At 58.2% G+C, this 24,078-nt stretch carries 12 protein-coding genes; 5 read left to right on the top strand and 7 right to left on the bottom strand.

Features of this window, described 5'->3' with window-relative positions; translation table 11 throughout:
• Window positions 1-288 precede the first annotated feature (288 nt).
• On the bottom strand, window positions 289-762 hold the full coding sequence (locus tag D0C27_RS02905) for a C-terminal helicase domain-containing protein (RefSeq protein ID WP_346763500.1): 474 nt from the start codon (window positions 760-762) through the stop codon (window positions 289-291).
• Window positions 763-1,020: 258 nt separating this feature from the next.
• On the opposite strand from D0C27_RS02905, the gene D0C27_RS02900 reads away from it, so the two are divergent.
• The gene (locus tag D0C27_RS02900) at window positions 1,021-2,229 is read left to right on the top strand and encodes a tyrosine-type recombinase/integrase (RefSeq protein WP_137430365.1); all 1,209 of its coding nucleotides are present in this window, start codon (window positions 1,021-1,023) and stop codon (window positions 2,227-2,229) included.
• Between the two features lie 65 nt (window positions 2,230-2,294).
• Window positions 2,295-2,672, top strand: a complete 378-nt coding sequence (locus D0C27_RS19460; protein WP_240688296.1) for a tyrosine-type recombinase/integrase — start codon at window positions 2,295-2,297, stop codon at window positions 2,670-2,672.
• On the opposite strand, the gene mcrC is transcribed toward D0C27_RS19460, so the two are convergent.
• From mcrC to D0C27_RS02865, 6 genes are all read right to left on the bottom strand, one after another.
• On the bottom strand, window positions 2,635-3,801 hold the full coding sequence (gene mcrC / locus D0C27_RS02890; protein WP_137430364.1) for a 5-methylcytosine-specific restriction endonuclease system specificity protein McrC: 1,167 nt from the start codon (window positions 3,799-3,801) through the stop codon (window positions 2,635-2,637). The two genes, D0C27_RS19460 and mcrC, sit on opposite strands and share 38 nt — an antisense overlap.
• A complete protein-coding gene (locus tag D0C27_RS02885; RefSeq protein WP_137430363.1) occupies window positions 3,801-6,008 on the bottom strand; it encodes an McrB family protein in 2,208 nt (735 codons plus the stop codon). The genes mcrC and D0C27_RS02885 overlap by 1 nt, the downstream gene beginning before the upstream one ends.
• Complete coding sequence (locus D0C27_RS02880; protein WP_137430362.1) at window positions 6,005-11,959, bottom strand: DEAD/DEAH box helicase; 5,955 nt, start codon at window positions 11,957-11,959, stop codon at window positions 6,005-6,007. The genes D0C27_RS02885 and D0C27_RS02880 overlap by 4 nt, the downstream gene beginning before the upstream one ends.
• The gene (locus D0C27_RS02875) at window positions 11,959-17,046 is read right to left on the bottom strand and encodes an Eco57I restriction-modification methylase domain-containing protein (RefSeq protein WP_170978535.1); all 5,088 of its coding nucleotides are present in this window, start codon (window positions 17,044-17,046) and stop codon (window positions 11,959-11,961) included. Before D0C27_RS02875 ends, D0C27_RS02880 begins: the two co-directional genes overlap by 1 nt.
• Complete coding sequence (gene drmD, locus D0C27_RS02870; protein WP_205717083.1) at window positions 17,043-20,321, bottom strand: DISARM system SNF2-like helicase DrmD; 3,279 nt, start codon at window positions 20,319-20,321, stop codon at window positions 17,043-17,045. The genes D0C27_RS02875 and drmD overlap by 4 nt, the downstream gene beginning before the upstream one ends.
• 63 nt (window positions 20,322-20,384) lie before the next feature.
• Window positions 20,385-21,290, bottom strand: a complete 906-nt coding sequence (locus tag D0C27_RS02865; protein WP_137430361.1) for a WYL domain-containing protein — start codon at window positions 21,288-21,290, stop codon at window positions 20,385-20,387.
• A 296-nt stretch (window positions 21,291-21,586) separates the two neighbouring features.
• On the opposite strand from D0C27_RS02865, the gene D0C27_RS02860 reads away from it, so the two are divergent.
• From D0C27_RS02860 to D0C27_RS02850, 3 genes are all read left to right on the top strand, one after another.
• Window positions 21,587-21,973 (top strand): hypothetical protein, encoded by a 387-nt coding sequence (locus D0C27_RS02860; RefSeq protein ID WP_137430360.1) that lies wholly within the window; start codon window positions 21,587-21,589, stop codon window positions 21,971-21,973.
• Between the two features lie 21 nt (window positions 21,974-21,994).
• Entirely contained in the window at window positions 21,995-22,954 is a 960-nt protein-coding gene (locus D0C27_RS02855; protein WP_137430359.1) for a DUF932 domain-containing protein, read from the top strand.
• 80 nt (window positions 22,955-23,034) lie between these two features.
• Window positions 23,035-24,030 carry a YqaJ viral recombinase family protein gene (locus D0C27_RS02850; protein ID WP_137430358.1) on the top strand — a complete coding sequence of 332 codons (996 nt, stop codon included), beginning with the start codon at window positions 23,035-23,037 and terminating at the stop codon, window positions 24,028-24,030.
• Window positions 24,031-24,078 lie beyond the last annotated feature (48 nt).

Raw genomic sequence — 24,078 nt, 5'->3', positions numbered from 1 at the left:
ACTGAATGTTGCTGCAGTCTACAAGGCTCCCTTTGCCTAAGGCAATGCCTTACCGGCCAAGGAGCATTTCCCTTCGATAATCGAGTGACTGGTTAGATAGTGGGTCGACGCCTGGACGTTCACCGTAGCCACACTTAAACGTCGATTTGTGGCCGATTGCAGCCAAATCCTAGTAGCCGGAACCGCCCCAAATTGGAAGTACGATGTGAAAAGCCCGATAGCTGCTTTGCAGGAGTTGCTTTCAGATCCGTCGGCTATCACCCGACTTGAACCATTTGCCCTCCTTGATTATCGGAGCGATTCAATAAGCATGATCACTGCGGCATCACTCGTTTGCAGCGTCGTTACAGCTTCTACAACATCAATTTCTGTCTCACGCTTGCCCTCCAGAATCTTCCACACAGCCTCATCAATCGTGTCGGGTATAAGCGGGACGATAACCATCACATCCCGCTGCTGGCCCATTCGATACGCCCTATCCTCGGCTTGGCGCATAAGCGCCGGGGTCCAGGGCATAGAAGCAAAGGCCACGTAGTTAGCAGCAGTCAGAGTAATCCCAACACCCGCTGCCATCGTGGTGCCGATGAACACCCTGACCTCGGGGTCATCCTGGAACATATCGATTGCCTTCTGCCGCTTGGTCGCAGAGTCAGCCCCAACCAGACGCACGGCCTTAATGCCGGCCGCCGTGAAGGCGTCATGCATGGCGTTGACTGTGCTCATGTACTCGCAAAAGATGATGATCTTATCTTCAGCCTGCAGACCTTCAACCGTTTCAATCAGGAATGGTGTTTTGAGCGTTTCCAGGCACAGGCGCAGAACATTGAGTGATGGAAACCCGGGTCAACCAATCTCAATTTTTATTATAAAAATCAATTAGATAACGTATTTCCTAGTCAACCAAGGTCTACCTGCACTCACCAGAATCAAGCACCAAGTGGTGAGTACAATGGTGAGTACAATGCTCAATAAGCAGAAATTCTCTGCGGCCAGTGGTGAGTACATTTAGAGGAAGACGTTATGGCAGTACTTACAAGCAAGTCAGTTAGTGCAAAGCTCAAAGGACCACCCGGACATTTTGCTGATGGCAACGGCCTATACCTTGTAGTACCAGCCCGGGGACGCTCCTATTGGGCGCTGCGCTTCACGACCAACGCTAAGCGCAAGCAAATGACGCTGGGTAACGTGGATGACCTGTCTCTTGCTGATGCACGGCTAGCCGCTGCTTTACAGATGAAGCAGCTTCGTGAGGGTCTGGACCCTCTTGTTGAAAAGAAAAGAGCCAGCTATAGCGACATCAAATGTGTTGATGACCTGTTCAACGACTGGCACGAAGGCAACGTCAAGCGTCTGAAGCACCACCACATCCCCTTTCGGGTCTACACCAAAGAAATTTCACCTGTCATTGGGCAAATGAAGCCAGATACTGTCACGGGCCGCGACATCAGGCAGGTCTTGAGAAACATAGCGGAAAGCAATAGACCGAGCACCGCCAACGATGCGTTGATGTACTGCAAGCAACTGTTTAACCATGCCGTCAAGCTGGATTTGATTGCCAGCAACCCGGCCAGCGCCTTCGCCGTAGACGATGCGGGCGGCATAGAAAAAAGCAGAGACAGAGCGCTCACCACCGAAGAGCTGGCCTTCATCTTCAAGATATTCCGGGAAGAATCAGATAGCTTCACCCGGGACAACTACTTGGCCTGTGCGCTCTTGGTCTTGCTCGGAGTCAGAAAAGCCGAGCTAACTGAAGCAAGGTGGAGCGAGTTCGATCTGGAGGAAAAGGTTTGGTATCTGCCTCAGGAGCGCAGCAAATCCCGTGTAGCCATTGACATCCCCCTGCCAGACCTGGCTATCCAATGGCTGAACGAACTCAAGGTGCGCGCTTTTGGTTCCGCTTATGTCTTCCCTAACAGACGAGCAAGCAAAATGCCCCACATGGGCTCGGACACTTTAAATCGGGCGATATCCAAACTGTTTGGGAGAGAGCCAGGAAGAGCAGTACAGCCTGAGAACAAGATGGGTGATCTTGAACACTTCACCGTCCATGACCTGCGACGCACGTGCCGCAGCCTGTTGGCCTCATTAGGGGTGCCTGGCCATGTGGCCGAGCGATGCCTTAACCACACACTGAAGGGCGTGGAGGGTATCTACAACCGTCACGACTACTTCAATGAACGAAGGGAGGTGTTGGAACTACTGGCCAGAAAACTGGCGCCGTTGATGTGAGGCTTATGTACGCCAAGAAGTGCATGTCCCCTGCCGCCCCGTCGGGTATAAAAGCAATAATATTAATGAGACGCATTTATAATTGGTCGGGTGATAAAGAACTGATTTTTACGAGCGACAATAATTCCCAAACAGCCATGAGTGAGAACACCATCAACAAGGCGCTTCGGACCATGGTCTATGACACCAAGTCTGAGGTGTGCGGCTATGGTTTTCGAACCGTGGCATGTAGCGCTCTGATCGAATCGGGCTTGTGGTCGAGAGACGCAGTTGAACGGCAAATGAGCCACCAGGAACGGAACTCCGTCCGGGCTGCGTATATTCATAAGGCCGAGCACTTGGAGGAAAGGCGGCTGATGATGCAGTGGTGGGCGGATTTTCTGGATGCGAACAGGGAAAAGGCGGTTAGCCCGTACGAGTTTTCTCGAAGGGAAAATCCATGATCTGCATCGCGCGGTCTGGCGCGCAGAGTCGCAGCAGCTGCGCTCGAATGAGCGCAGGAGTTGCCGTCAAATCCACAGTGGCGAACCGAATGGCGTGCCCCTGGATCAGCACTGTCTCGTCCACCATCTGGCCGATCGCAGGATGCAACATTAATCCGCTCGCGCGATCTGCAAGCGCATCGCCGCACCCAACCTGGGAGCGCAGATAGGCATAGATCTGGTACACGTATCCGCTGCGCAGGGTTTCCTCACGGTACCAACCGCTCGTCACGATCGAGGTGAACTTGGTATCGATGACAATCCGCCGCCCGGTCGACGGGTTTTCGAGCACGATATCCGTTCGCATCGTCGGCAGAATCTTGTCGATTCCCGCCGTCTTCTGCTCGATCTGCCAGGACAGTGTCCCGCCGCAACGCACACGCCAGCCCTGCGGGCTCAATACGACTTCGTAGAAGCCGCCGACAGCTCGCTCGAATAAACGGCGCACCCAAGTTGCCTCGCGGTCTGGCAGAGAAAGCACATTCGCACCAGACGCCTCCGTAGGCAGCGCCAGATCGAACGCCAGCTTTGCGGCCGCAACCATGAAGCGGTCGTCCGCATCGTTACGGCCAAAACGATCGGTGCTCATTTGGGCACGGGTCGGAGCGTCGCCTGATACACCCATTGCCTTCATGCCACCCGCAAGTGCGCGGCACCGATGAGCAACGTCCTTCCTCTGAACGATTCTGGAGATGGATTCCAAAGCTGCTCGGACGAAACGATTGCGTGGGGTGTCGATGGTGAGTTCGTCAAACCGGCACGCCACCAGGCCTCTATCCATCAACTGATGGCGTTCGGTGGTCAAGACGTCGATCCGGCCACGCACGCGATTGATGACTGCGTCACGAGGTCGATATCCAAGACTCAAGCGGCGACGCTGCCGCACCTCAACCGCGTGGGCAAGGATCTCCGCAACTAGATCCGGTAGATCGTCCGGGCTGTCTTCCAAGCCGATCTTGCCGATGCCGCGAGTGCGGAACAGGTCAGAGGCGTAGAGCATCAGCAGCCAGAGGTTGCGCACCGGAATGCGTCCGATGAACCCCTCAGCGCTCATGGATGCACTTTCCACCTGTTCTGCGACGGCGGTCATCACCAGCCCTGCGTCAGCCGTGCAATCGCCTTTTGTGCTTCGTCGGGCGCATCGAACCAGTACTCATCCAGCAACGGGCCGACCTCCGTCTCCACGACCTGCTGGAACCACTTCTTCGTGTCTCCCGCCTCCAGTCGATGTGCAGGTGTCACATAGCTGTGACCAATTCGGAATTGCTTGCCAAGGCGCGCATCCGCCGCGATCTGGTCGTTCAGCTCGGTGATACGGCGCTCGATGTCCGCGACTAAGCCCGGATCGACAGCACACTCCTTGACCACCCACTCCCGCCAAACCTGGCCCAGTCTTGGCTCCAGCCCAACGAAAGCAAAGCGGCGACGCAATGCCAGATCGACCAGTGCAAGCGATCGGTCGGCGATATTCATGGTGCCGACCACATAGAGATTCTCGGGAATATGGACGGGACGTCGTTTGCCGTCCGCATCCGGATAACAGAGTTCCAGCGCTTCGTTGGGCGTCCGCTTGCCGGCCTCAAGCAGCGTCAGCAACTCGCCGAAGATCTGCGCTGGGTTTCCACGGTTGATCTCCTCGATCACCACGACAAACTTCGACGAAGGGTCCTTTGATGCGGCCTTAATGGCTTCCATGAAGACGCCGTCCGCCAGCGACAACTTGCCTTCGCCAGTGGGGCGCCATCCTCGAACAAAGTCCTCGTAGGACAGGTTGGGGTGGAACTGCACTGCGCGGACCTTGCTGTCGTCCTTCTGGCCCATGAGCGCGAACGCGAGCCGTTTGGCTAGCCAGGTCTTGCCCGTGCCCGGAGGCCCCTGAAGGATGAGGTTCTTTTTTGTGCGCAGACGATCGAGCAAGCGGTCAATCTCGGCCCGCTCCAGGAAACAGCCGTCCTTGAGGATGTCCTCCACCGAGTAGGGAACGATTGGCGCTGCCACCTGAAAGGCTTCGCGAACTTCACCTTCAGTTTCCTGTTCTGCTCCGGCATTGGTACCGATATCGCCAGCCGGCACAGGCTCGTCAACCGTGTCTTTGTACATCCAGGACGCAAGCGACAAGTCAGGGAAACTGTGGACCGGATAGCCGTCTTCGCCGAAGCGCGAACGCAAATCGTCCAGCAGCTTCAAATAGGCCTGACCATCACATGGGCCTTGCTGACCACTGATGGCGACATTCAGGCCGAGCCGCTTGTTGATGTAGTGGCGCGACTGGCTATCCAGGGTCAGGAATTCCCACGGATGCGCCCAGTAGAGACCTGTCGAAAGGTTCCATGCGACACCCCATACTTGGGTTGCCTCGTCATAAGCCCGGATGAAGGCATCGCGAGTGTCCAACTGGTCGCCATCGACCATCTTGCTCGCGGCAACGAATACCTTCCATAGCGCGTCGATGTCGCCCGCACCACGCTTGTCGGCATAGGCAAAAAACCAGGAACGTTGGTTGTTAAGAACGGGAATGCCTTCGAATGAAGGCGGGACCGGCACCGTCACACCCAGCAACTTGGCAAGTTCACCCGCGATGATCTTGCGGTTGGCATCGGTCATGGATCGGTTAAAGGTGCCCATCGTGGTGAATGGGCAAATGTCCCTCAGCGAACCACTGGTTCCATCGGGAAACTTATCCTGGAGATAGGTCAGCCCCGGCACCCGGGACGCGATCTCGTGGATGCCCTCGATGAGCGAAGTTCGATCGTCTGCGTGGGCCAGCAGCTTTTCGGCCACTGCCTCGTAGAAGTCCGTCCACTCGAAGCGCTGCTTTTCTGGCAACGTCGTGCCGTAACGCTCCCGCCAAAAGGGCTGGTTGCGAAAGCGATCCACATCCTGCGGCTGGCCGTCAAACGCAAATGCAATCAGCGCATCATTCATCCATTCGCCGGGAAGCACACGCCAGACGGTCCCTCGGTGAGTGTAGAAGTACCATTCTCGTACCGGCTCGACCTTGGCCCAGTCCACCTTCACCCTCTTCCCGTCGTTCAGATTTTCAGTGATGGTGCCGACCGCCTTGATGCCCATAACCGAAACCGCTCGACCTCGGCTATCGAAAGGCAGACCGTGTTTTCGCGTATAAGACGACTTGATGGCGATCCGCTCTCCCGGGCGCATGGAACGCACTACATCGAGGAGTTTGTCGTCATAGCCATTCTCCCAAATTCCATCTGCAAGAAATCGCGGCATCTGGTCATCAGTACCGCCGTAACTGGCCCCGACGAACCAGGTTGCACGGTGCTCCACACTCATCCCACCACCTTTACAAACTCAGCAATCACTCGAACAGACCCTTCATCTTTAGGCTCCAGGAACAGTGGCTGATAAACAGAATTCAAGGGTTTCAGCGTAATGCGGTCGTGCTGCCATTCTCCGTCAGCGTGGGCAACTTTTTCACTGCTATACACCTTCAACGTGTACTCGCCCCCAGTGTCGGCATCGGTTACCCCTGCGTGCCAAACCAATAACTTCCGCCCCTGCCGGCTGCCGGCGGGGACTGGCCGGAACAGGCAGTAGCTACCATCAGGTACCAGTGGCTCCATGGAACGCCCCACGACCTGAGCCAGGAACATCCCCGGCTCCAGCTTGTGGTTATCAATGCTCACCCACTCCTCAGCATAGTCAGCCAGTGCCACCAGGCTGTCCTGCTCATGACTCCAGGCGCCTGCGGCAGCCTGCAGCCCTACCAGAGGTACGCAATTCGCGTAGGGCTCGAAGGCAGAATCAGAGGGGCTGACCGTTCTGAAGGGCAGCACATTGCTTTTTACCGCATTAGGCACAGTAGCTCCCCTCCCGGCCTGATCAAACCATGCATCATCGTCAGCCAGCTCCTTGGCTTTCGCCCTGCCAACCACAGCTCGGGCAATCCGCCGCATATGCTCGCGCATCACCGTCTTGTCATACAGTTCCTGATACTGGATCTCGATGACTTCATACTCGGTATTCAGCAGCTCCTGACGGATCTGGCGGTCCTTGGCGGCTGTCTGGGCGTTGCCATGCAAGTGCTCACTCATACCATCCAGATAAATGCAGACACCTTCGTACTGGTCGTTGGGTTCATGGAAATACACATCCGGGCGGGTAGTAATACCCCCAGAAAGCGCTATCGGGCGCTCTGTTTCGAATGTCGGCATACCGGCGGCTTTGAGCAGCGCCACCAATTGCTGTTCAGGGGGATTACCCGGTTGCTGGGTCAGGGTTTCATCCGGCAAAACTGGCGCCAGCTCGTGGCTGAAACTCAGGGTATCGCCCCAGTCATTGAATGTTTCCAGTGCCGTATGGCGGTTCAGCTTGTCGTGATAGAAGGAGTTACGGAAATGCTGCAGACAATCCACACAGGATGCCTCGCAGGCCGATGGGCACTCTTCGGCCAGTCGGCGGGCTGCGGCCACCACATCTGGCCAGTGAGCCAGCAACTGCTCCAGTAGGCCAGAACCTCCCGGCATAGGGTCATACAGCAAGGCATCGACCGTTTCACTACCCGGCTTGCCAATCACCTGTACCTGCAGGTCGGAAATTTCCATATCCAGCACATCGGCCGCACCCTGTCGCAGCGACTCCATGACGCTGTAGGCTGTTTCCTGGGAGGCACAGTCCTGCAGCACCAGTGCATCAGCCACCACCTCAGCGTAAAAAGCAATGTTCTGAATCGGCCGCCCGCATCGTTCGACATGGTGCTCGTTAAACTTGTCGAGTTCCTGCTGACTGCTCATGGCCGAGCGGCTGGCGCCGCAGACCAGACATAAGGGATAGCCCAACAAGGTGCCAGAGCGTACCTGGGAGGCAGCGCCGACATTGACCAGACGCATGTGCATACCGTGTTTGAGTTGCAGCTGGGATTTACCCCACTCGTAAAGACTGCCGCCGGAATGCCGCCCCTGATCCTGGGCAAACACCGCCACCGACATCTGAAAGCGGTAGTCCTCATCATCGGAAATGTAGGAATGGTGCGGCGCGTCCACATCGCAGATGACGACGCCGGGAATCTGCGCTATCGACATCGAGCTGGCTTCGCTGCCCGACTTGGATGTCGGGCCTGTCTCCTGAACAGATTCACTGGCAACATCCACGGCAAAGGTCAACGGTTCTTCAGGAATCAGATGAAAATGCCGCGGCACAAACTTGTGAGCGTTGGCATAGATCAAGTTGCCGGGTACATACTCGCGCACAGCGAGCGCCGTATTGCGCCGCAGCTCCCAATCGCTGATGTCACTGCTGTGGCGGGGTGCCACATGGGTCAGGGTGACCGCGCCGGTATCTAGGCCGTAACCCGGCAGGAAGCCTTCAGCCGCCAGCACGCCGTAGGTGTTGGTATCGTCGATGCCTTCAGCCTGATTGCGGTTGCGGCGCGCCTCACCCTTGAGTTTTTTCACCAGACGCTCGCAACGGGCACGCAGCGCCTCTTCGTCCGCATCCAGCGCACCTTTGCCTGCGGCGACCTTACGCAGCCGCTCCAGCTGCGCGAGCGCCCACTGCAAGCGCTGGAACAGGCGATCGATCACTCCTTGCAACTGATCGGCAAAGCCGCCAATGACCGATTCTAGCTGTTCACGGCTGACCACTTCGCTATCGCCTACAGGCCAACCCTGCTGGAAGGCCTTCAATACCGCACTTAACAGGCTGGATTGGTGCGCAGCAATTTGTTGAGCCAGTGGCGTAACCGACAAAGGTGCCTCACGCACCATGCCTTCGGCAGTAAACAGATAAGGCCGGATCTGGCCTGGCAAACAAGTACCCAGCGCCTGCTCCAGATTCCTTGCCTGCGTGTCTGGCAAGCTGTTGGAGCGCAGCATCTGCAGCAGGGTGGTCAACACCGTGGCATTAACGTGTTTGGCGACCATCACCGGGTTGCGCAGGTTGAAGCTGGGTGGCTCCACCAACCCTTCGAGCATTTTCAATGGCTCGTTGAAGTAGGCGCGGTCATGGCTGGTGGTGCGGGCATAGGTCAGATCCAGCGCCATGCGGAACTGGCGCCCAGCCCGGCCGGCACGCTGCCAGTAGTTGGCCGGCAATGGCGGTACGTTGCGCATCAGCACCGCATCCAGCGCACCGATATTCACGCCCATTTCCAGCGTAGGTGTACACACCAGCGTATTGATGCGCTCACTTTCACCCTTGAAGGCATTCTCGATGCGCTCACGTTCAGGGCCGGGAATCTGTGCCGAATGCTCGCGGGCGCGCAGCATGGAAAATTCTTGATCCAGCAAGAGCAAGTCGTAGTTGTCCGGGTTTTCCTCCTCGAACACCAGCTTGCCGTTACAACGCCAGGCCATACAGGTCATCCCCGGGTTGACCCGGGCATGCAGCCGACGGCAGGTCTGGCAGCGGTACATGCCGGTGGAGGGCACCAACATCAGGTTGTCCACGTGCACCTGGGTGGAGCCGTGACAGCCCGGCAGGTTCTTGCCACGGGCACCCTTAAGCTGGACCTGGGTGAGCAGCTCAAGCTCATCGCTACACAGGCGCCATACGTCGTGCAAAAACGCCTGGATTTGGTCATGCGGCACGCCCCAAGCGCCAGCCGCCTGCTTGGCTGAGCTGTCGTAGTTGCTGAACCATTGCTTGATGCGGCCCTTGTCGTGCTGGCCATCCCGTTCGAATACCAGCGCCTCAGGCACACCGCGCATGATAGGCAGATAACCGCGCAACACCTCTTTCTCGCCATCCAGCCAGAACTTGGAAAACATACGGGTAATGGGATCGAACAGCATACGCCGGGAGCGGGCGGCATCCAGCAGCGAGGCAATGCCTTCACGCAGGTCCTGCGCCGTGCACCCCAGGCTTGCTGCCCACTTCTGAATCACCGGATGAGTCTCATCCAGCCCTCGGTAATGAATTTTCAGTCGGCCCAGAGGTTCCAAACCGGTGCTTTGTCGTGCACCCAATGTCAGCTCGCGTAGCACCTGGGCACGCAGGAACCATTTGCGTTCCTCGGCGTGCGCCAGACTGGTTTCCGACTTGCTCTCCACCCGCCAGACTTCAGGAATCAAGGCGCGCGACAACTCGTCGTCGGCATCCAGGTACTGATCCAGCCACAGCACCAGATCACTGACCGACACCGCACCGGCACTCAGTTTCTTGTAGATCAACTCCCGCAGACGATAGCGGCGCGAACGGTCCTGCATCCACCCGGCCTGAAAGGCCGCATCCTGTCGATTGTCTGCAAATACCAGCAGACGCTTGCGCTCGGCCCGGTGAATCATGCTTTGCGCTAGTACATGCACGTCGGCCACACCGGTGGCACGCACCGGACGCGCCGGCTCACGGTAACTGCCGGTCACCCGGCGGCCGTGGGCGCCACAGGACACACAGCGGGTCAGGCGACCAATGTGGTCTTCTTTTTGTTGCACAAAATGCAGCGCCTTCAGCACCTTGTTACGGCCGCAGCCGACGCACTCCGGCAACTGCCGGTCGTGGGTGGTGCCGCAGTAGCGGCAGACAAACAGCACTTCGGTGCGCGAAGGCTCCTCCTCCCCATCCGAACCCACCTGGTGGTCCAACGAAACCGCACGCACCCCACCCAGGGTAATGTCGGTTGCCCGCCAAGCGCGGTTCTTGCCTTCAGCGGAGCCGCCACCCGGTTCGCTGCCGGTGAAGTTGAAGTCTTCCAATCCGTGCTCGAAATAATGCTGGCCGCAGGTGGTGCAGCTGGATAGCGGGAAAGGCTTCAACTCTGTGTCACGGCCTGCATCGTCGCTGATGGCATCTTCGGCAGACAGCCACAACTTGGCAGGCTGACCTTGGCCTTCCTCGAAGGTCACCACCGCACCGCTAACCCCGCGCACAAAGCCGTGCACCACCGGGCGCAGCAAAGGGCGGTCGCCATTGCGTGCCGCAGCGCCCAGCGCCAGCCAGATCAAAATTTCCTCTTCGGTAATCGGGCGACCCAGAGCTGCGTTCAAATCTTCCAACAGACTGGCGACGGCCCGCGGCCGGCGCAGGGCCTCGGCAATCTGGTAGACCACCTCGTTGTGGCTGAGCCATTGGTTCAGCGCTTCACGCCAGTTATCGCCAGCCATGCGCATGCCGCTGGTGGTCTGGAACCAGATGCGAAAGGCTTGCAGGTCAGCAGCATCAACCTCGGCTTTGTCCAGGGTGCCAAGCATTTCCAGCACGGTTTTCAGCTGCATGGCCTGATCGCCATTGAACGGCGCACTCACGCTGCGCGGCTCGCCCCAGATGTCCTCTTCGTAGGCCTCTCCAATCAGCTCGACATTTTGGCCATCAATGCCAAAAAATCGGCTGGCAAACTCGCGACCAGCCTCGATGCCGCGACGCGGATCGGCAATGGTGGCCGAGGTGGCGATGCAGGTGGTGCTGTTTTCATCCTTGCCGCAATAGGCGCGCAGTCGGCGGATCAGGCAGGCGGTTTCGGCACCACCGGCGCCGGTAAAGGTGTGCGCCTCGTCGAATACCATAAACTCCAGACGGGCGTTATCGAACAGTTCCAGGTCCTGCTGGCGGGTCAGCAGCAGTTCCAGCTGTTTGACGTTGGTCAGCAGAATACGCGGCTGCTGGCCGTTGGTGCGCATAGCTTCACGGCTCACCCGCTCCTCAGCGGGATGCAAAGCGACATCAATCTTCTGCTGCTGCATCTGCTGCAACTTACTGCGGTAATCCGCCACCGTGCTGCCAGGAGCCAGGCGCACACCGTTAATGTCGGCCTCAGTGCGAGGTGTTTTGCCCACATACATACCGAAGGTGACACCCGTACCGACCAGCAGCTCGCGCATCCGCTGCAGCTGGTCTTCGGCCAGGGCGTTCATCGGGTAAACGATCACAGCCGTTACCCCTGCTTCGGCGCCCTCATCACGCAACTGCAGGCAACGACTGATGATCGGCAACAAGAAGGACTCGGTCTTGCCCGAACCGGTACCGGTCGCCACCAGCGTGGTCCGACCAGCTTTGATGGAGCGGAAGGCCTTTTCCTGGTGCAGATAAGCGCCGGGATAAGGTGACAGTTGGCGAATATGCGGATGCAGCACGCCTTCCTTGACCAGTTGCTCCAGGCTGGCGCCTTTCATAAAGGTGCGCGACAGCGAGATAAACGGCCCCTTCAGCAGCGGCGTATTGCGAGTGTGCTCCAGGTTGAGCAGCTCACGCATCTGCCGATACAGCCCCTCATCGGCAAAGGCATAGGTGCTGAGCTGGTAGCGCAGAAAATCGCTGACGACCTCTTCGGTGTAGGTAATGGGGTTCAGCATCAGAACAGTGCTCCCTGCGGTGATTCGTTTTTATTGGTGGCGCGCGCATCGGGAGCGCCATCTGCGGGTTCGGGCTCGGGCAGCGGCACGATACGCCGGATCAACTCGGCATGGGCGGCGCATTCCTGCCAGGAACGCTCCACATCCTCATTGAGTTGCCAATCGTAGAAGCGTGGGCCAAGGCGTGAGGCCACCGGCTGATATTCTTGGGCACGCTGGTCATGGCCCAGACCATAGTCGGCCAGGCGCAGCTGCTCGGGAATCATCCAGCCTTCGCCGTCATTCTGGGCGAGGAAGGCTTCGAGGCCCTTTTGCTGCAGATCGTGGAAGGCGACCAGCGACAGGACGGTATGGCGCAATTCCGGGTCTTTGTCCTTGTCGATACGCCAGAAGCCTTTGGGGTCAAGCAACCTGCTCAAGCTCGTGTCACTGAGTGACTGAAGGCTCAAATCGGAACCAGCAAGTATTACCAAGTAGTCATCCCATGAAAGACCAGCGCCAAAAGCTGTCAGCGCATCAATGAGCGATCTCAGCCTAATCTGTTCGTGAGTCGTAAGTGCCCAACATTTGTGCAACGAAGCATTATTTCTTGCAACATTTCTTGCAACGTTCACCCAATAGTCAGCATCGAAAAGATGGCTAACGAGATTAAGAGATGCAGCTAGCCTTCCTACCTCGGAGGCGATTAGGCCCTTTTCTATTACTGGCGTTTCCTCCAGCGCACCCCAAATCAGTGACTGGCCACCTTGCCTTAGCCTCAATGAATAGTCATATACAAAAGAGTTCAAAACACCAACAAGCGACATTACTTCGGCGGGTGATGTACCAATCTTTGTCAGAGTCGGAGTTTTGTGATTACATGGGAAAGCTCCCACAGCGGATGCAATCATTGTTCGCTTGTTGGTTGCTGAAGTCACATCCATAAACGAAACCTTAAAGCGATTTACACCTCCCCTGCTTCCCTCGTAGTAGTCAGTAAGAGCCATTAGATACTGCGGTTCAATGGTTTTCTCGGCAGCAGGAATATCGCGCCAAACGGCCGATCTAGCCTTACCGCTCACCCAACCCTTCTCACTGAAATCAAACTGCCCAATCATCCGCCCTTCATAGAGCGGCAACGCCACATCCTCAATCTCATCCACCCGCAGCGCCTGCTGCCCATCCCGCGACAGCACCAGCCCTGGCTCGCGCTCCAGAATATGCTGCGGGCCGGCGTAATCACGCCAGGGGCCTTTTAGCCAGTGGCCGTATTCGTCGGGGCGGTAGCCCTTTTCCTCCCATTTGGGCCGCGGCGGGAACAGCTTGGAGTCGTTCGTCATATCGAACTCGCGGGCGTACTTGATGCCCCAGCCGTTTTCACTCTGGTCGCCCAGTAGCACGCCGTTGGCGTAGATCTTCTGCAGCACGCGCAGATCCTGCTCGCTGCGGATTTCCAGAATGGCCTTGGAGTAAGGCGAGAACTCCTCCACCCGCGCCCGGGGATAGGCCAGCACATGGCGCTCGGCCTGTTCCCAGTCGTCTACGTTGCGGTGCATAAAGGCGGCGCGGATGGCCTGGGTTTGCCCGCCCTTCTGCACAATCAGCGGGCAGAATTTAAAAGAACGGTGAATATCAAAAATACCTTCACGGTTCTCGAAGCCAAACAGCCATTGCCAGTCGCACTGGGCCAGAAACAGCTCACGCAGGTCGGTGGTGCCCTTGTCGGTGTAGATGCCACTGGGCACGATCATGCCCAGCCGCCCCTGAGTGCGTAGCAAGGCGTGGCTGAGTTCCAGAAACAGCTTGTAAGTATTGAGGTCGGCCGAACCCTGATACAGGAAGGGGTGCACCGTATCGGCAAAGCCCTTGTTCTTTTTACGCTGCTGCTGCCATTTTTTGTGTGCGGCTGCGGAGGCTTCGAAACTGTTGCGGCCACTGCCCAGATTCAGGTCATGTTTCTTCTTACCGTTTTTGTCTTCGCTAACGCGATCACCAAAGGGCTTGCCCACGTACTTCGCCCAGTTGGACATGCCTTTAAGACCGGCGTTGTAGGCAATCCAGTCGTGCTCAAGTTGTGGCCAGTCGCGGAAATACTCCAGTTGTTTAGCCAAGGCATCCTGCTTGCCATAGGCGCGATAAAGAGGATCGTGGTTGGAGAAGAACTCTTTGGAGTTGGGCTTCTGGATTTCCCATGGCGGGTTGCCCAACAGCGCATCAAAACCGTCCTGGCTGGCGGTGAACACATCCGGAAATTCCAGCTCCCAGTGGAAGAAGCGCTGGCGGCGCGCCACCTCGGCGACAATGGCCAGTGCCTGCTCTGTGGGGTTGGCAAACTCGCGTGGCAAGGGCGCCAGCTCGATCTGCTCACCCGGCCAGAACCATAGTGCACACCACAGATCCATACGTGCTTTCAGAGCATGGTAATGCGGGTTGTTGAGTACTTCGCGCTGGTACATCTCGGCGCGTTTTTCACTTTCGTGCACCGGCAGGCGATGCAGCTTGCGGAACACCTTGAGCAGCTCGTCGTGCACATTGGCCGCGTCCAGCCCGCCTTCCAGTGTCAGCTGACCGCTGAGCAGCGCCTGTAATTGTTCAGGCACGGCTTTGGCTCGCGCCTTGATCGCATCGGTAAAGACATCGCCCTTGCGCTTGCTTTTGGCGTCCTCGTACCAGTGGTTGATTAGGTTGTCCGGCTTGTTCTTCTGGTAATCCTTGTCACCGCCCTCGCGCTGCCAGGCCATGGCCGGGTAATCACGGTAGGTATCAAACCAGGTACCGACCAGGGCGTTACCGACCTTGAGCTTGTGGTCGAGGAAGCCAAAGGGCAGGTCGCGATCCATGGTTTCGACCCACAGCGCCATACGCCCCAGTTCCACCGCCAGCGGATCAAGGTCCACACCGTACAGGCATCGCTCCACAATGTGACGCTTGAGCTGGGCGCGCAGGGCCTCTTCAAAACCATCATCCTTGGGGTTGAGCTTGGTCATCTCGTCGCTGAGCAGTTCAGCCAGCTTGCCGTCGGCCATGCGCGGCACACCGCCGTCTTCGCTGCGCTCGATCAGTTTGTGATGGAACAGCGACTGGGTGAGCGCTTCGGTGAGGTAGCGCAGGGCGCCAGCGAGGAAGGAGCCAGAGCCCATGGCCGGATCGCACACTTTCAGGGCCAGTATCTGTTCCGGGGTTTTCGGAGCCCACTCCACCACGCTGTCCAGGCCGGTGCGCGGGTCGGTCTCGGTTTGCACGGCGTCATAGGCCAGCGGCTGCAGGGTACGGCGCACGGTGGGTGCGGCCAGTTGCGGACGGGTATAGAAGGTGCCCGCGCCCTTGCGGGTGCCACCCCAGCGCACCAGAAAAAACTGGCCGGGCGCCACAATGCGGGCGCAGAGCTGCTTGGCGGCCTTTTCCAGCGCCTGCTGGGCTTCGTCGGCAGCGGTATTGGCTTTGCGGCCACGGGGCTTTTTCACCAGCCCGGCAATCTGCGCGGCATGCTGTAGCCAGGTGTTGGCGCGCAGCAGATGATCTTCGCTGAGGGTCAGCTCTTCGTTGTCGTCACTGGTGTTGGTGTCTTCCTCTGAGTCGTCTTCGATGGCGTCTGCCTCGTCATCGTTGTCGTCGAGGTCTGCGGATTCTACCGATTCATCCGCGTCCTCATCCGCTCCCTCGTCACTGTCGTCACCGGCTTTGTCCTTTTTCTTTAACGCCTCAAACAGTTGCTTGATCGCCTTGTCGTCCATGGCTTCCAGCTGCGACAGGGTCAGTGCCGGCTGGTTGCCGACCGCCAGGAAAATAACCGGGTCATTGTCGGCTGCTTGCTTGAGTTCAAAATCAAGCAGGCCTTCATAGAGAATGCCGATGTATTCGGAGGACAGGGTGGAGAAATCCACCGGCGCATCCACCCAGCGGCTGCTGCGGCCCTGCCGCACTTTCATCTTGGTACGGGTCAGCAGGCGCAGCAGCTTGTGTACCTGCAGGTCGCTGACCAGGTTCTGACTGCTTTCCAGTAGCGCTAGCGCGCGGGAAATGCCGTCGTCACTGGCAGGGTTGCCCGGCTCAAACAGCGCGCCGCCGTATTGCGGGACGCTAAGGCGTTCATGGGCCGAGCCTTCGTGGATCAGATTGAACAAGCCAATCAGGCGCGGCCAAGCACTACGGCCCTGACTCAAGCGCTCGTTGCCGCGGCCACCGGCACGCCGATCCAGCTGATGGCGCAGCCCTTCCAGGCTGTAGGCCTGCTGATAGATGGGATTGTCGACCGGCATCAGCCCACGGGCTTCGGCGAACAGGGTAATAATGCAGCGCATGATGATGCGCGAGCCAGCCACGTACAGATCCTTGTAGTCGTGAGCCTGCCCTTGCTGCTGGGCCTGCTCGATAGCGACGTGGGAGGCGGTAATCAGCTCCTCGACGCCCTGACGAACACGCTCGCCCAGCACATTGGACAGTTCCGCCTGGCCCTTGCGTGAGGCGCTGATGGCCTGCGCCAGCAGGCTCTGCCCATGCTCTGCCAGCAAGGTGCTGCGGTTGAGCAGGGTGCGCCAGATCAGGGTTTGCGCTGCTGGCTGGCCCTCACTGAACCACAGTTCGATATCCCATTCACACCAGGCCTCGTAATCGGCACCGGCGTGTACCAATCGCCACTGCCGGCCATTGGTAACCAGCGCCAATGCCTGCCCGGTACGACGCAGCCATTCCACCACCCGGCCAAGCAACTGCTTTGAGCGCCCGACACCCAGGCGGCTGACAAATTGCCGCGAACCGCTATCGTCGGGGGTAAACAGAGCCAGGGTTTCCCCGTTTGGCCCTAGCCACAGGCGGCGGGGTTTGATCTGAACACCAGTGAAGCTGCGTACCGCCCAGCGGCTGTCGACAGCCTGGGCTTTTTGCCACTCTTCGGCGGGTAGACCCGAAAGGTCCTGCAGGATGTAATCCAGCAGGTTGCCCAGGCTCTCGCTGCTGCCATCAAAGGCCGTGAGGGCGCGACGGAGCTTTTCAGCCTGGTAATCGGACATGGCCGCGGCCGGATCTGGAAAGAACTCATCCAGTTTGGCCGGAGATATCAACAGGCCGCCATGCCGCAGCTGTGCCCATCCTTCTGCATGCAGACTCATGCACCCACCTCCGGAAAGCGAATTTCAATGGTGACCGGGAATACCTGGGCTTCGCCACGCAGGGCAAAGCGGCGTGGCAGCACCTGTTCAAGAATGCGGGTTTTCTCTTGACTCAGGCGCTCCTGCAGGTCGCCAAACTGGTTCTGCCGACGTTTGAGTTCATCCTCCAGATCGCGCAGGCGCTTTTCCGCCAGGGCGTTGGCGTCGTCGAGCAGGCTGAACTGAATGTGGGTCTTGCGCTGCTCCTCGATTTCCCGCTTCAGCTTGTCGATGCTCTGCACCTTCTGCAGGGCTGCCACTTCACGAATGCGTTGCTCAAAGGCCTCTTTTTCATGGCTCTTGGCCTGGTCATAGGCAGATTTCAGCTGGGTGCGCAGGGTCTGAGTCAACTCGCGGCGATAGCCGGCCAGCAAGTTTCTGATGTCGTCTTCGACGTCATCCCAAAGATCACGGGCAGCGGCCATATCACCTGCGCTTTGGCTGCCAAGTGGGCCACAGTGAGGTCCGTTGTAGGGTAACGGCTGACCCAGTGAGCGGTTTTGCACCGGCAGTGCCAAAGTTCGCGTCCAGTGGTGAAAGGTTTCACGCAGATCGTTGACGGCCATTTCCTCAACCGTGAACAGCACCAGCGCCTGGGCGCCGGCGGGGACCTCTCCCCGACTCACCAACCAGCGGCTGGGCGGCTGGAAGTCAGTCTGGCCACCGGGGAAGCGCAGACGCGCAAAGGCATTGAGCGACTGGCGCAGCAACGGATGCCCCAGATGCAGCAATACCGTGTCGGGAGAGGGGCGAAATACCGGCCGGCCATTAACGTTGTGAATGAAAAAACGGTTATCGAACACCAGCCAAGGCATGGCGCCGCTGACACCCTTTTGTGAGGGCAGCCGCAGACTGTCATCGACCACGGCCTGCCAGCGGCTGGGTAGCGGCGTGCGAAGCCGCATCCGACCCAACGCATCCGGCCCCTCCAGTACCTCGCGGGTCGCACCCAGTCCCATGGCGATAGCCAGGGTTGCCTTGAGGGTGTCGGGGCTTAAATCCAGATCGTCCATCAGTTGTTGCAGACGCTGCTTTTCCTCTTCGCCACGCTCTTCGGTGTGCACCTGGGCATCTTCCGTGGCGCTGCGTCGGTTATTGATCTGCAGGTCCAGATCACCCAGCACATCCTGGTCTTCATTCATCTCCATCATGCGGCGCTGGAAGGCGGCATCAAAGAGTTCACCGACCGATCCCAGATCCTCGCGGATATCGTTGACCTTGCCCAGTACGCGGGCAACAAACTGCAGGTCGCTGTCGTCTTCGCTGGTGAAGTGGAAAATGGTGACGTCGCGTGACTGGCCGTGACGGTCGATACGACCATTACGCTGTTCAAGACGCGACGGGTTCCAGGGTATCTCGTAGTGCATCAGCAGGCGGGCAGTGTGCTGTAGGTTGAGACCTTCGGAGGCTGCATCGGTGGCCACCAGAATACGCACCGGGGAATCCGGGTCGTTAAAGGCGCGCTTGACGGCCTCGCGCTCATCCTCATGCATGCCACCGTAGAGCTGACAAATGCTGCCGGGCTCGGCGCTGTATTCGGCATTCAGGCGACTGACCAGGTAATCGAGGGTGGTTTTGTACTCGGTGAAGATGATCAGGCGCTCATCACCTTTCCACTGCTCGGCATTACGCAGTTCCTTGCCAATCAGTTCACGCAAACGCTCGAAGCGTGCATCCGATTTCGGCTTGGCTTTGATAACAGGCTGCTTGTCCAGCCCCAGTGACGTGAGTGCGGCATCAATCGCCTCAATTTCTGGCTGCAGTAGCTCGACATAGGGATGCATCCAGGCGCCGACCACCTGAGCGGCATGCCGGCTGCGGCTCTCGCGCTCCTGGTCATCGTCGATGTCTTCCTCACTGGCGCGGCGGGCTGCTGCGACTTCGGCGGCCTGCAGTGCCTCCTTCGTGGCCAAGCCCTCCTTGAAGCGCAGCCAGCTGTCGGCAAAGGCTACCGGGCACGACAGCAACCGTTTGCGCAGAATCTCAATGGCAAAATTGAGCACCATGCGCGCTTCCGGCGCTGTACGGATGATGCCTTTCAGCTGCGTACAGAACTTACGCACGGCAACCGCCAGCTCCTGCTCCGGCCTAAACATATACAGCGGCAGCGGTTCAAGGTAACGCTTGGCAAATCGCGGCGCGCGGCCTGCCTGACGGTCCTGATCGTTGATCTCACTTTTTAGTCGGCGGATCAGCACATCGCCGATCATCTTACGTTCTTTGTCGGTGAAGTCCGGGGTTTGGGTGAATCGTACCGGGTCCAGTTGTTCCAACAGCCCGGAGAAGCACCGGGTATGCCCGTTATGCGGGGTCGCTGTGAGGAACAGTCGGTGCTCGAAATACGGCGTCAGCAGCCGCAGCATCTTGGCCAGGTCGCTGTCTTCACCAAAGTTGGACGGCATCAGGTTGTGCGCTTCATCGACAATCAGCAAATCCCAGGGCAGCTGTGCCCCGCCCCGCTGCTTGATCGATTCACAGTTGGCAATGAATTGTTCCAGCACATCCGGCTGACGCAGATAGTGGTAGGACGTGATGATCCGCGGCAGTGCCCGCCAGGGGTTGGCGTCCAGCCCCATTTCCTTTTGCAGCTTGTGGGTGGCAGCCTTGTCGACAATGTCAAAGCCGACAGAGAACTTCTCTTCCATCTCCTGCTGCCACTGGGTGCGCAGCGATGCCGGGGTAATGATCAGCACGCGCCGAATGCGACGCTTGCGAATCAGCTCGGCAAGGATCAACCCGGCTTCAATGGTTTTACCCAAACCCACGTCATCAGCCAGTAACAGCGACACACGCGGCATACGCATGGCCCTAGCCAGCGGCACTAACTGGAAATCATCAACACTCACGGCACCGTAGACGGGAGCAGTCGGTACCGGGTCGGAGCGCTCAGCCGGATTGCTGGCTGACAAGAAGGGAGTGAGCGCACTCCAGCGAGCGGCGCGCTGCAGGGCCAGAAACTCGTCCTGCTGCATGGGCGCTTCGCGATCTAGTCTGGGCAGTGCATTGGGTTCCAGCACCACCGGAGAACGTTCACGCTCCCACAACAGCGACTCTTCGGCATCACCATCGGCATCACTGAACTCGATAGTGACCAAATGCAGAAGGGCTGAGCTTTTGCTGTCACTGAAAGGTTCGACGGCGGAGATAACGCCACGGCGGTTGCGAACGGTGGCGAGCATGCCGACACGGGGAAGACTGTCCTTATCCAAGCCTGGATTAGTTTTTTCTTTCTTCATGTTCATTCCTGCGCCAGACAAGGTACACCATTAGCATCGGCGCGTTTTGGGTCGTATGCCACGTTATTGCCCTCCCTCGTTTTGGTCGGGCGACCGGTAGCCCGGCGCCTGCACGGCACTGCGCACACCGTAGATGGCCAGGTGTTCCTTCAGCCACAGGCGGTACTCGTGCCCGCGCAAGCTATGGTCAGGCGAGCAGTCCACACTCCATTTGCGCAGGAAGTACCCGGCAGTGGCAGCGCGCAGCTTTATCCGCAGCACACCACCTTGCATGCCGTAATCCATCTCGGTGATCTCCGGCCGGGGCTGATCAGGGTGAGGCACCAGCTCCAGCTCGACGATTCGGGTCCACTGAATGTCCTGATCGCTCATCTCATGGGGCGCCACAGGCTGGCCCTTGAGCACGACAGGGTTCTTGATCCGGGTGATGACGAAATCCCGGAACTCCTGCGACTTCCGGTCAAAGGCACGGACGTGCCAACGCAGCCCGTTGTCGATCAGCGCGAACGGAACGAGCTGCCGCTCGGTGCGACCACTGGAGATGGAGTGGTAAACGATGCCGACCGAACACTCTTGGTGAATAGCCCGGGTCAAGCTTGCCAAAACATCCAGATCTGGTTGAGTGAGCCGTGACTGGCTTTCGCTCGCCACCCACGCCTTGAGTCTCGTCGGCTCGCCATCACCGAATCCCTTCGTAAGACACGACAGCACACGTTCGGGCGGAGAGTTAAATATCGGTCGGAATTCCGAACCCAACACATAGGACTTACCTCTGGGGTCGTAATCAAGGTTGCCAGGCGCCAAGTCCCGGTACAGCGCCAGATCTCGGGAGGCAGCAGCAGACTGAATCCCAAATCGCAGAACCACGTCCTGACGACGTATTTCCCCCATAAAGCGCACGCGCAACTCCACAAACGCGAGTCGGTCACGTTGTGGCTGGGTGAGGTCTGCAAGCTTTTCTAAAGACATTGTGACTAAATGGGTCCAGGTATTACTACGTAAATATCGACGACAGTATATTGGCCATATCAGCAGACGTCTATCGTATTTTTTTGATACTCACATGATCCTATTTTTATAACCACCGGTTTTTGGCCGCGATGGTTGTGGCGTCCCCTGGGTAAAGCCTGACTCAGCGAGCACACTACCGCTCGAGAGATGGCCTGACTGGGATCGCAGATTTTTTCACTCACATATCACCTTGATGAACGCAGACAGCGATTGCTGTCTGCTTATGCCCTCTTCCTCTTCGTCAAGGAGTTCCAATGTCTGAATCCTTCGCTACCCCGCCTCCGGGTGAACAGCAGGCTCCGCATCCCACTCGAGGCATCATCTTCTGCCCGCGCTGCGCCTCTCCCCAAACCCAGACTAAGAATCGCGCCAAGAAGCTCAGTGGCGCCTTCGGTACGTGCTTCGGTATCGCCAGTTCGTTCTCTGGCGCTGCCAAGGGTGCCGCCGCCGGTGCTGCCCTCGGCTTGAAGGCAACTGCTCCGACTTCCCCCCTGAACAGCGTCACCGCGGCCGTGCTCGGCGCTCTGGCCGGTGGAGCCATGGGCTGCGCCACCGGCGCGGCACTTGGCCAAGTCATCGATGAAACTGTGCTGAATAACCACCTGTGCCTGCGCTGCGGTCATTCCTTTCCCACGCCATAACCATTCTTCTGGAGGCCCCTAATGGCTCATCTCGTCGAGCAAATGGCCTATGTCGGCCAAACACCCTGGCATGGCTTGGGCAATCAACTCTCTGCCAACCAACCCATTGAAGTCTGGCAAAAACAAGCGGGCATGGACTGGGAGATCAAAGAAGGGCCCGTGCAGTTCACCGATGTGGTGGACGAGACGCAAAGCCGCCTCATCACCTTCCCACAGAGCAAGGTTCTGTACCGCTCCGACACCCATGCCCCTTTGTCTGTTGTCAGTCAGCGCTATCAGGTCGTGCAGCCTCGTCAGATTCTCGAGTTCTATCGCGATCTGACGGAAGTCTCCGGCTTTCAGCTGGAAACGGCCGGTGTCCTGAAGGGCGGCAAGAAGGTCTGGGCATTGGCACGTACAGGCCATTCGGCCACGATTCAGGCGACCGATGTTACTAACGCGTATGTGCTGCTTGCCACGGCGTGTGACGGCACCTTGGCAACCACCGCTCAGTTCACCGCCGTGCGGGTCGTCTGCAACAACACTTTGGCGGTCGCTATCGATGACAGTCGTAGCGCCGTGAAGGTGCCTCACAGCACCACCTTCGATGCAGAGGCCGTCAAGCGTCAATTAGGCATCTCGGTATCCAGTTGGGACACGTTCATGTACCGCATGAAGATGCTCAGTGAGCGCCCGGTCAAGAACTCCGAAGCGGAAGCGTTCTTCCGGCACCTGTTTACCGATCCACGTCAAGATGCCGCTGCACAGCCTAATGAACGCGCCATGTCCAAAGCCCTGGAGATCTATAACGGTCGGGGTCGGGGTGCAGAGCTGGGCTCTTCCAAAGGAACAGCGCTCGGTCTGCTCAATTCCGTGACGGAGTTCGTTGACCATGAGCGACGCGCGCGCAATACCGACTACCAACTGGATTCTGCGTGGTTCGGCCAAGGCGCAGCCTTGAAACAAAAAGCGCTGGATCGCACGCTTGCGATGCTGGCATGAAACATACCCTTTTCACGATCACGGCATAAGGCCCGGCGCTCTCCAGCTGCCGGGCCTTATGCTTTTTATGGAGTTCACTCATGAATACCGCTGTTCAAATTCAGCCGCAGCTTCGTCCTGCTCTACGTCTGGTCAAAACCAATACGCTCTCCCGCGATGAATGGCTGGAAGTGCGCAAACATGGCATCGGCAGTTCGGACGCTGCCGCCGCCGTCGGCCTGGACCCCTACAAGAGCCAGCTACAGCTCTGGATGGAGAAAACAGGTCGGGATGCTGATCTACCCCAACCCGATCCCGACGATACGACGTCTCCCGTCTATTGGGGTACGTTGCTGGAACCCATCGTCGCCGCGTCCTACACCAAGCAGACCGGTCGCCGGGTACGTAAGGTTAATGCGGTGCTACAGCATCCCGAGCGGCCTTGGATGCTTGCCAATATTGACCGTGAAGTGATCGCTGCGGGCGATGTGCAGATTCTGGAGTGCAAGACAGCCGGGGAATTCGGCGCACGTCTCTGGAAGGATGGCGTTCCCGAGTACGTTCAACTGCAGGTGCAGCATCAGTTAGCCGTGACGGGCAAACACGCAGCAGATGTCGCCGTATTGATTTGCGGACAACAGCTACAAGTCCACCGAATTCAGCGTGATGACGATCTGATCGCTAAGCTCATGATGCTTCAAGAGCGGTTTTGGCATTACGTAACCAGCGACACGCCGCCCCCTGTCGATGGTTCAGATTCAGCGGCCACTGCGTTGCAATGCCTCTATCCTCGCGATAACGGGGACCGCCTGGATTTCAGCCAGGACAGTCAAATGTCTGCACTCTTCACTGACCTCCAGGATGCGCGTTTCCAGTTGGATAAATACAAGAAGCTGGAGGAACGGTACAAACAGAAGATCCAGCAGGCCATGGGTAATGCCAGTCACGCCACGTTTGAAACTGGCTCAGTCAGCTGGAAGCGCAGTAAGGACAGTACTGCCTTGGACACCAAGCGCCTTCTGGCCGATTCGCCGGAACTCTTGGCGCAATACAGCTTCACCCGCGCTGGAAGTCGTCGTTTTCTGATCCACGCATGACGCATTGGCGCAGAAGCAAACTATCTACACCCCATCCCATTATCTTCA

Origin of the sequence: Alcaligenes faecalis (assembly GCF_005311025.1) — a bacterium.
Taxonomy (GTDB): Bacteria; Pseudomonadota; Gammaproteobacteria; order Burkholderiales; family Burkholderiaceae_B; genus Alcaligenes; species Alcaligenes phenolicus.
This window is presented reverse-complemented; position numbering and strand designations above follow the sequence as displayed.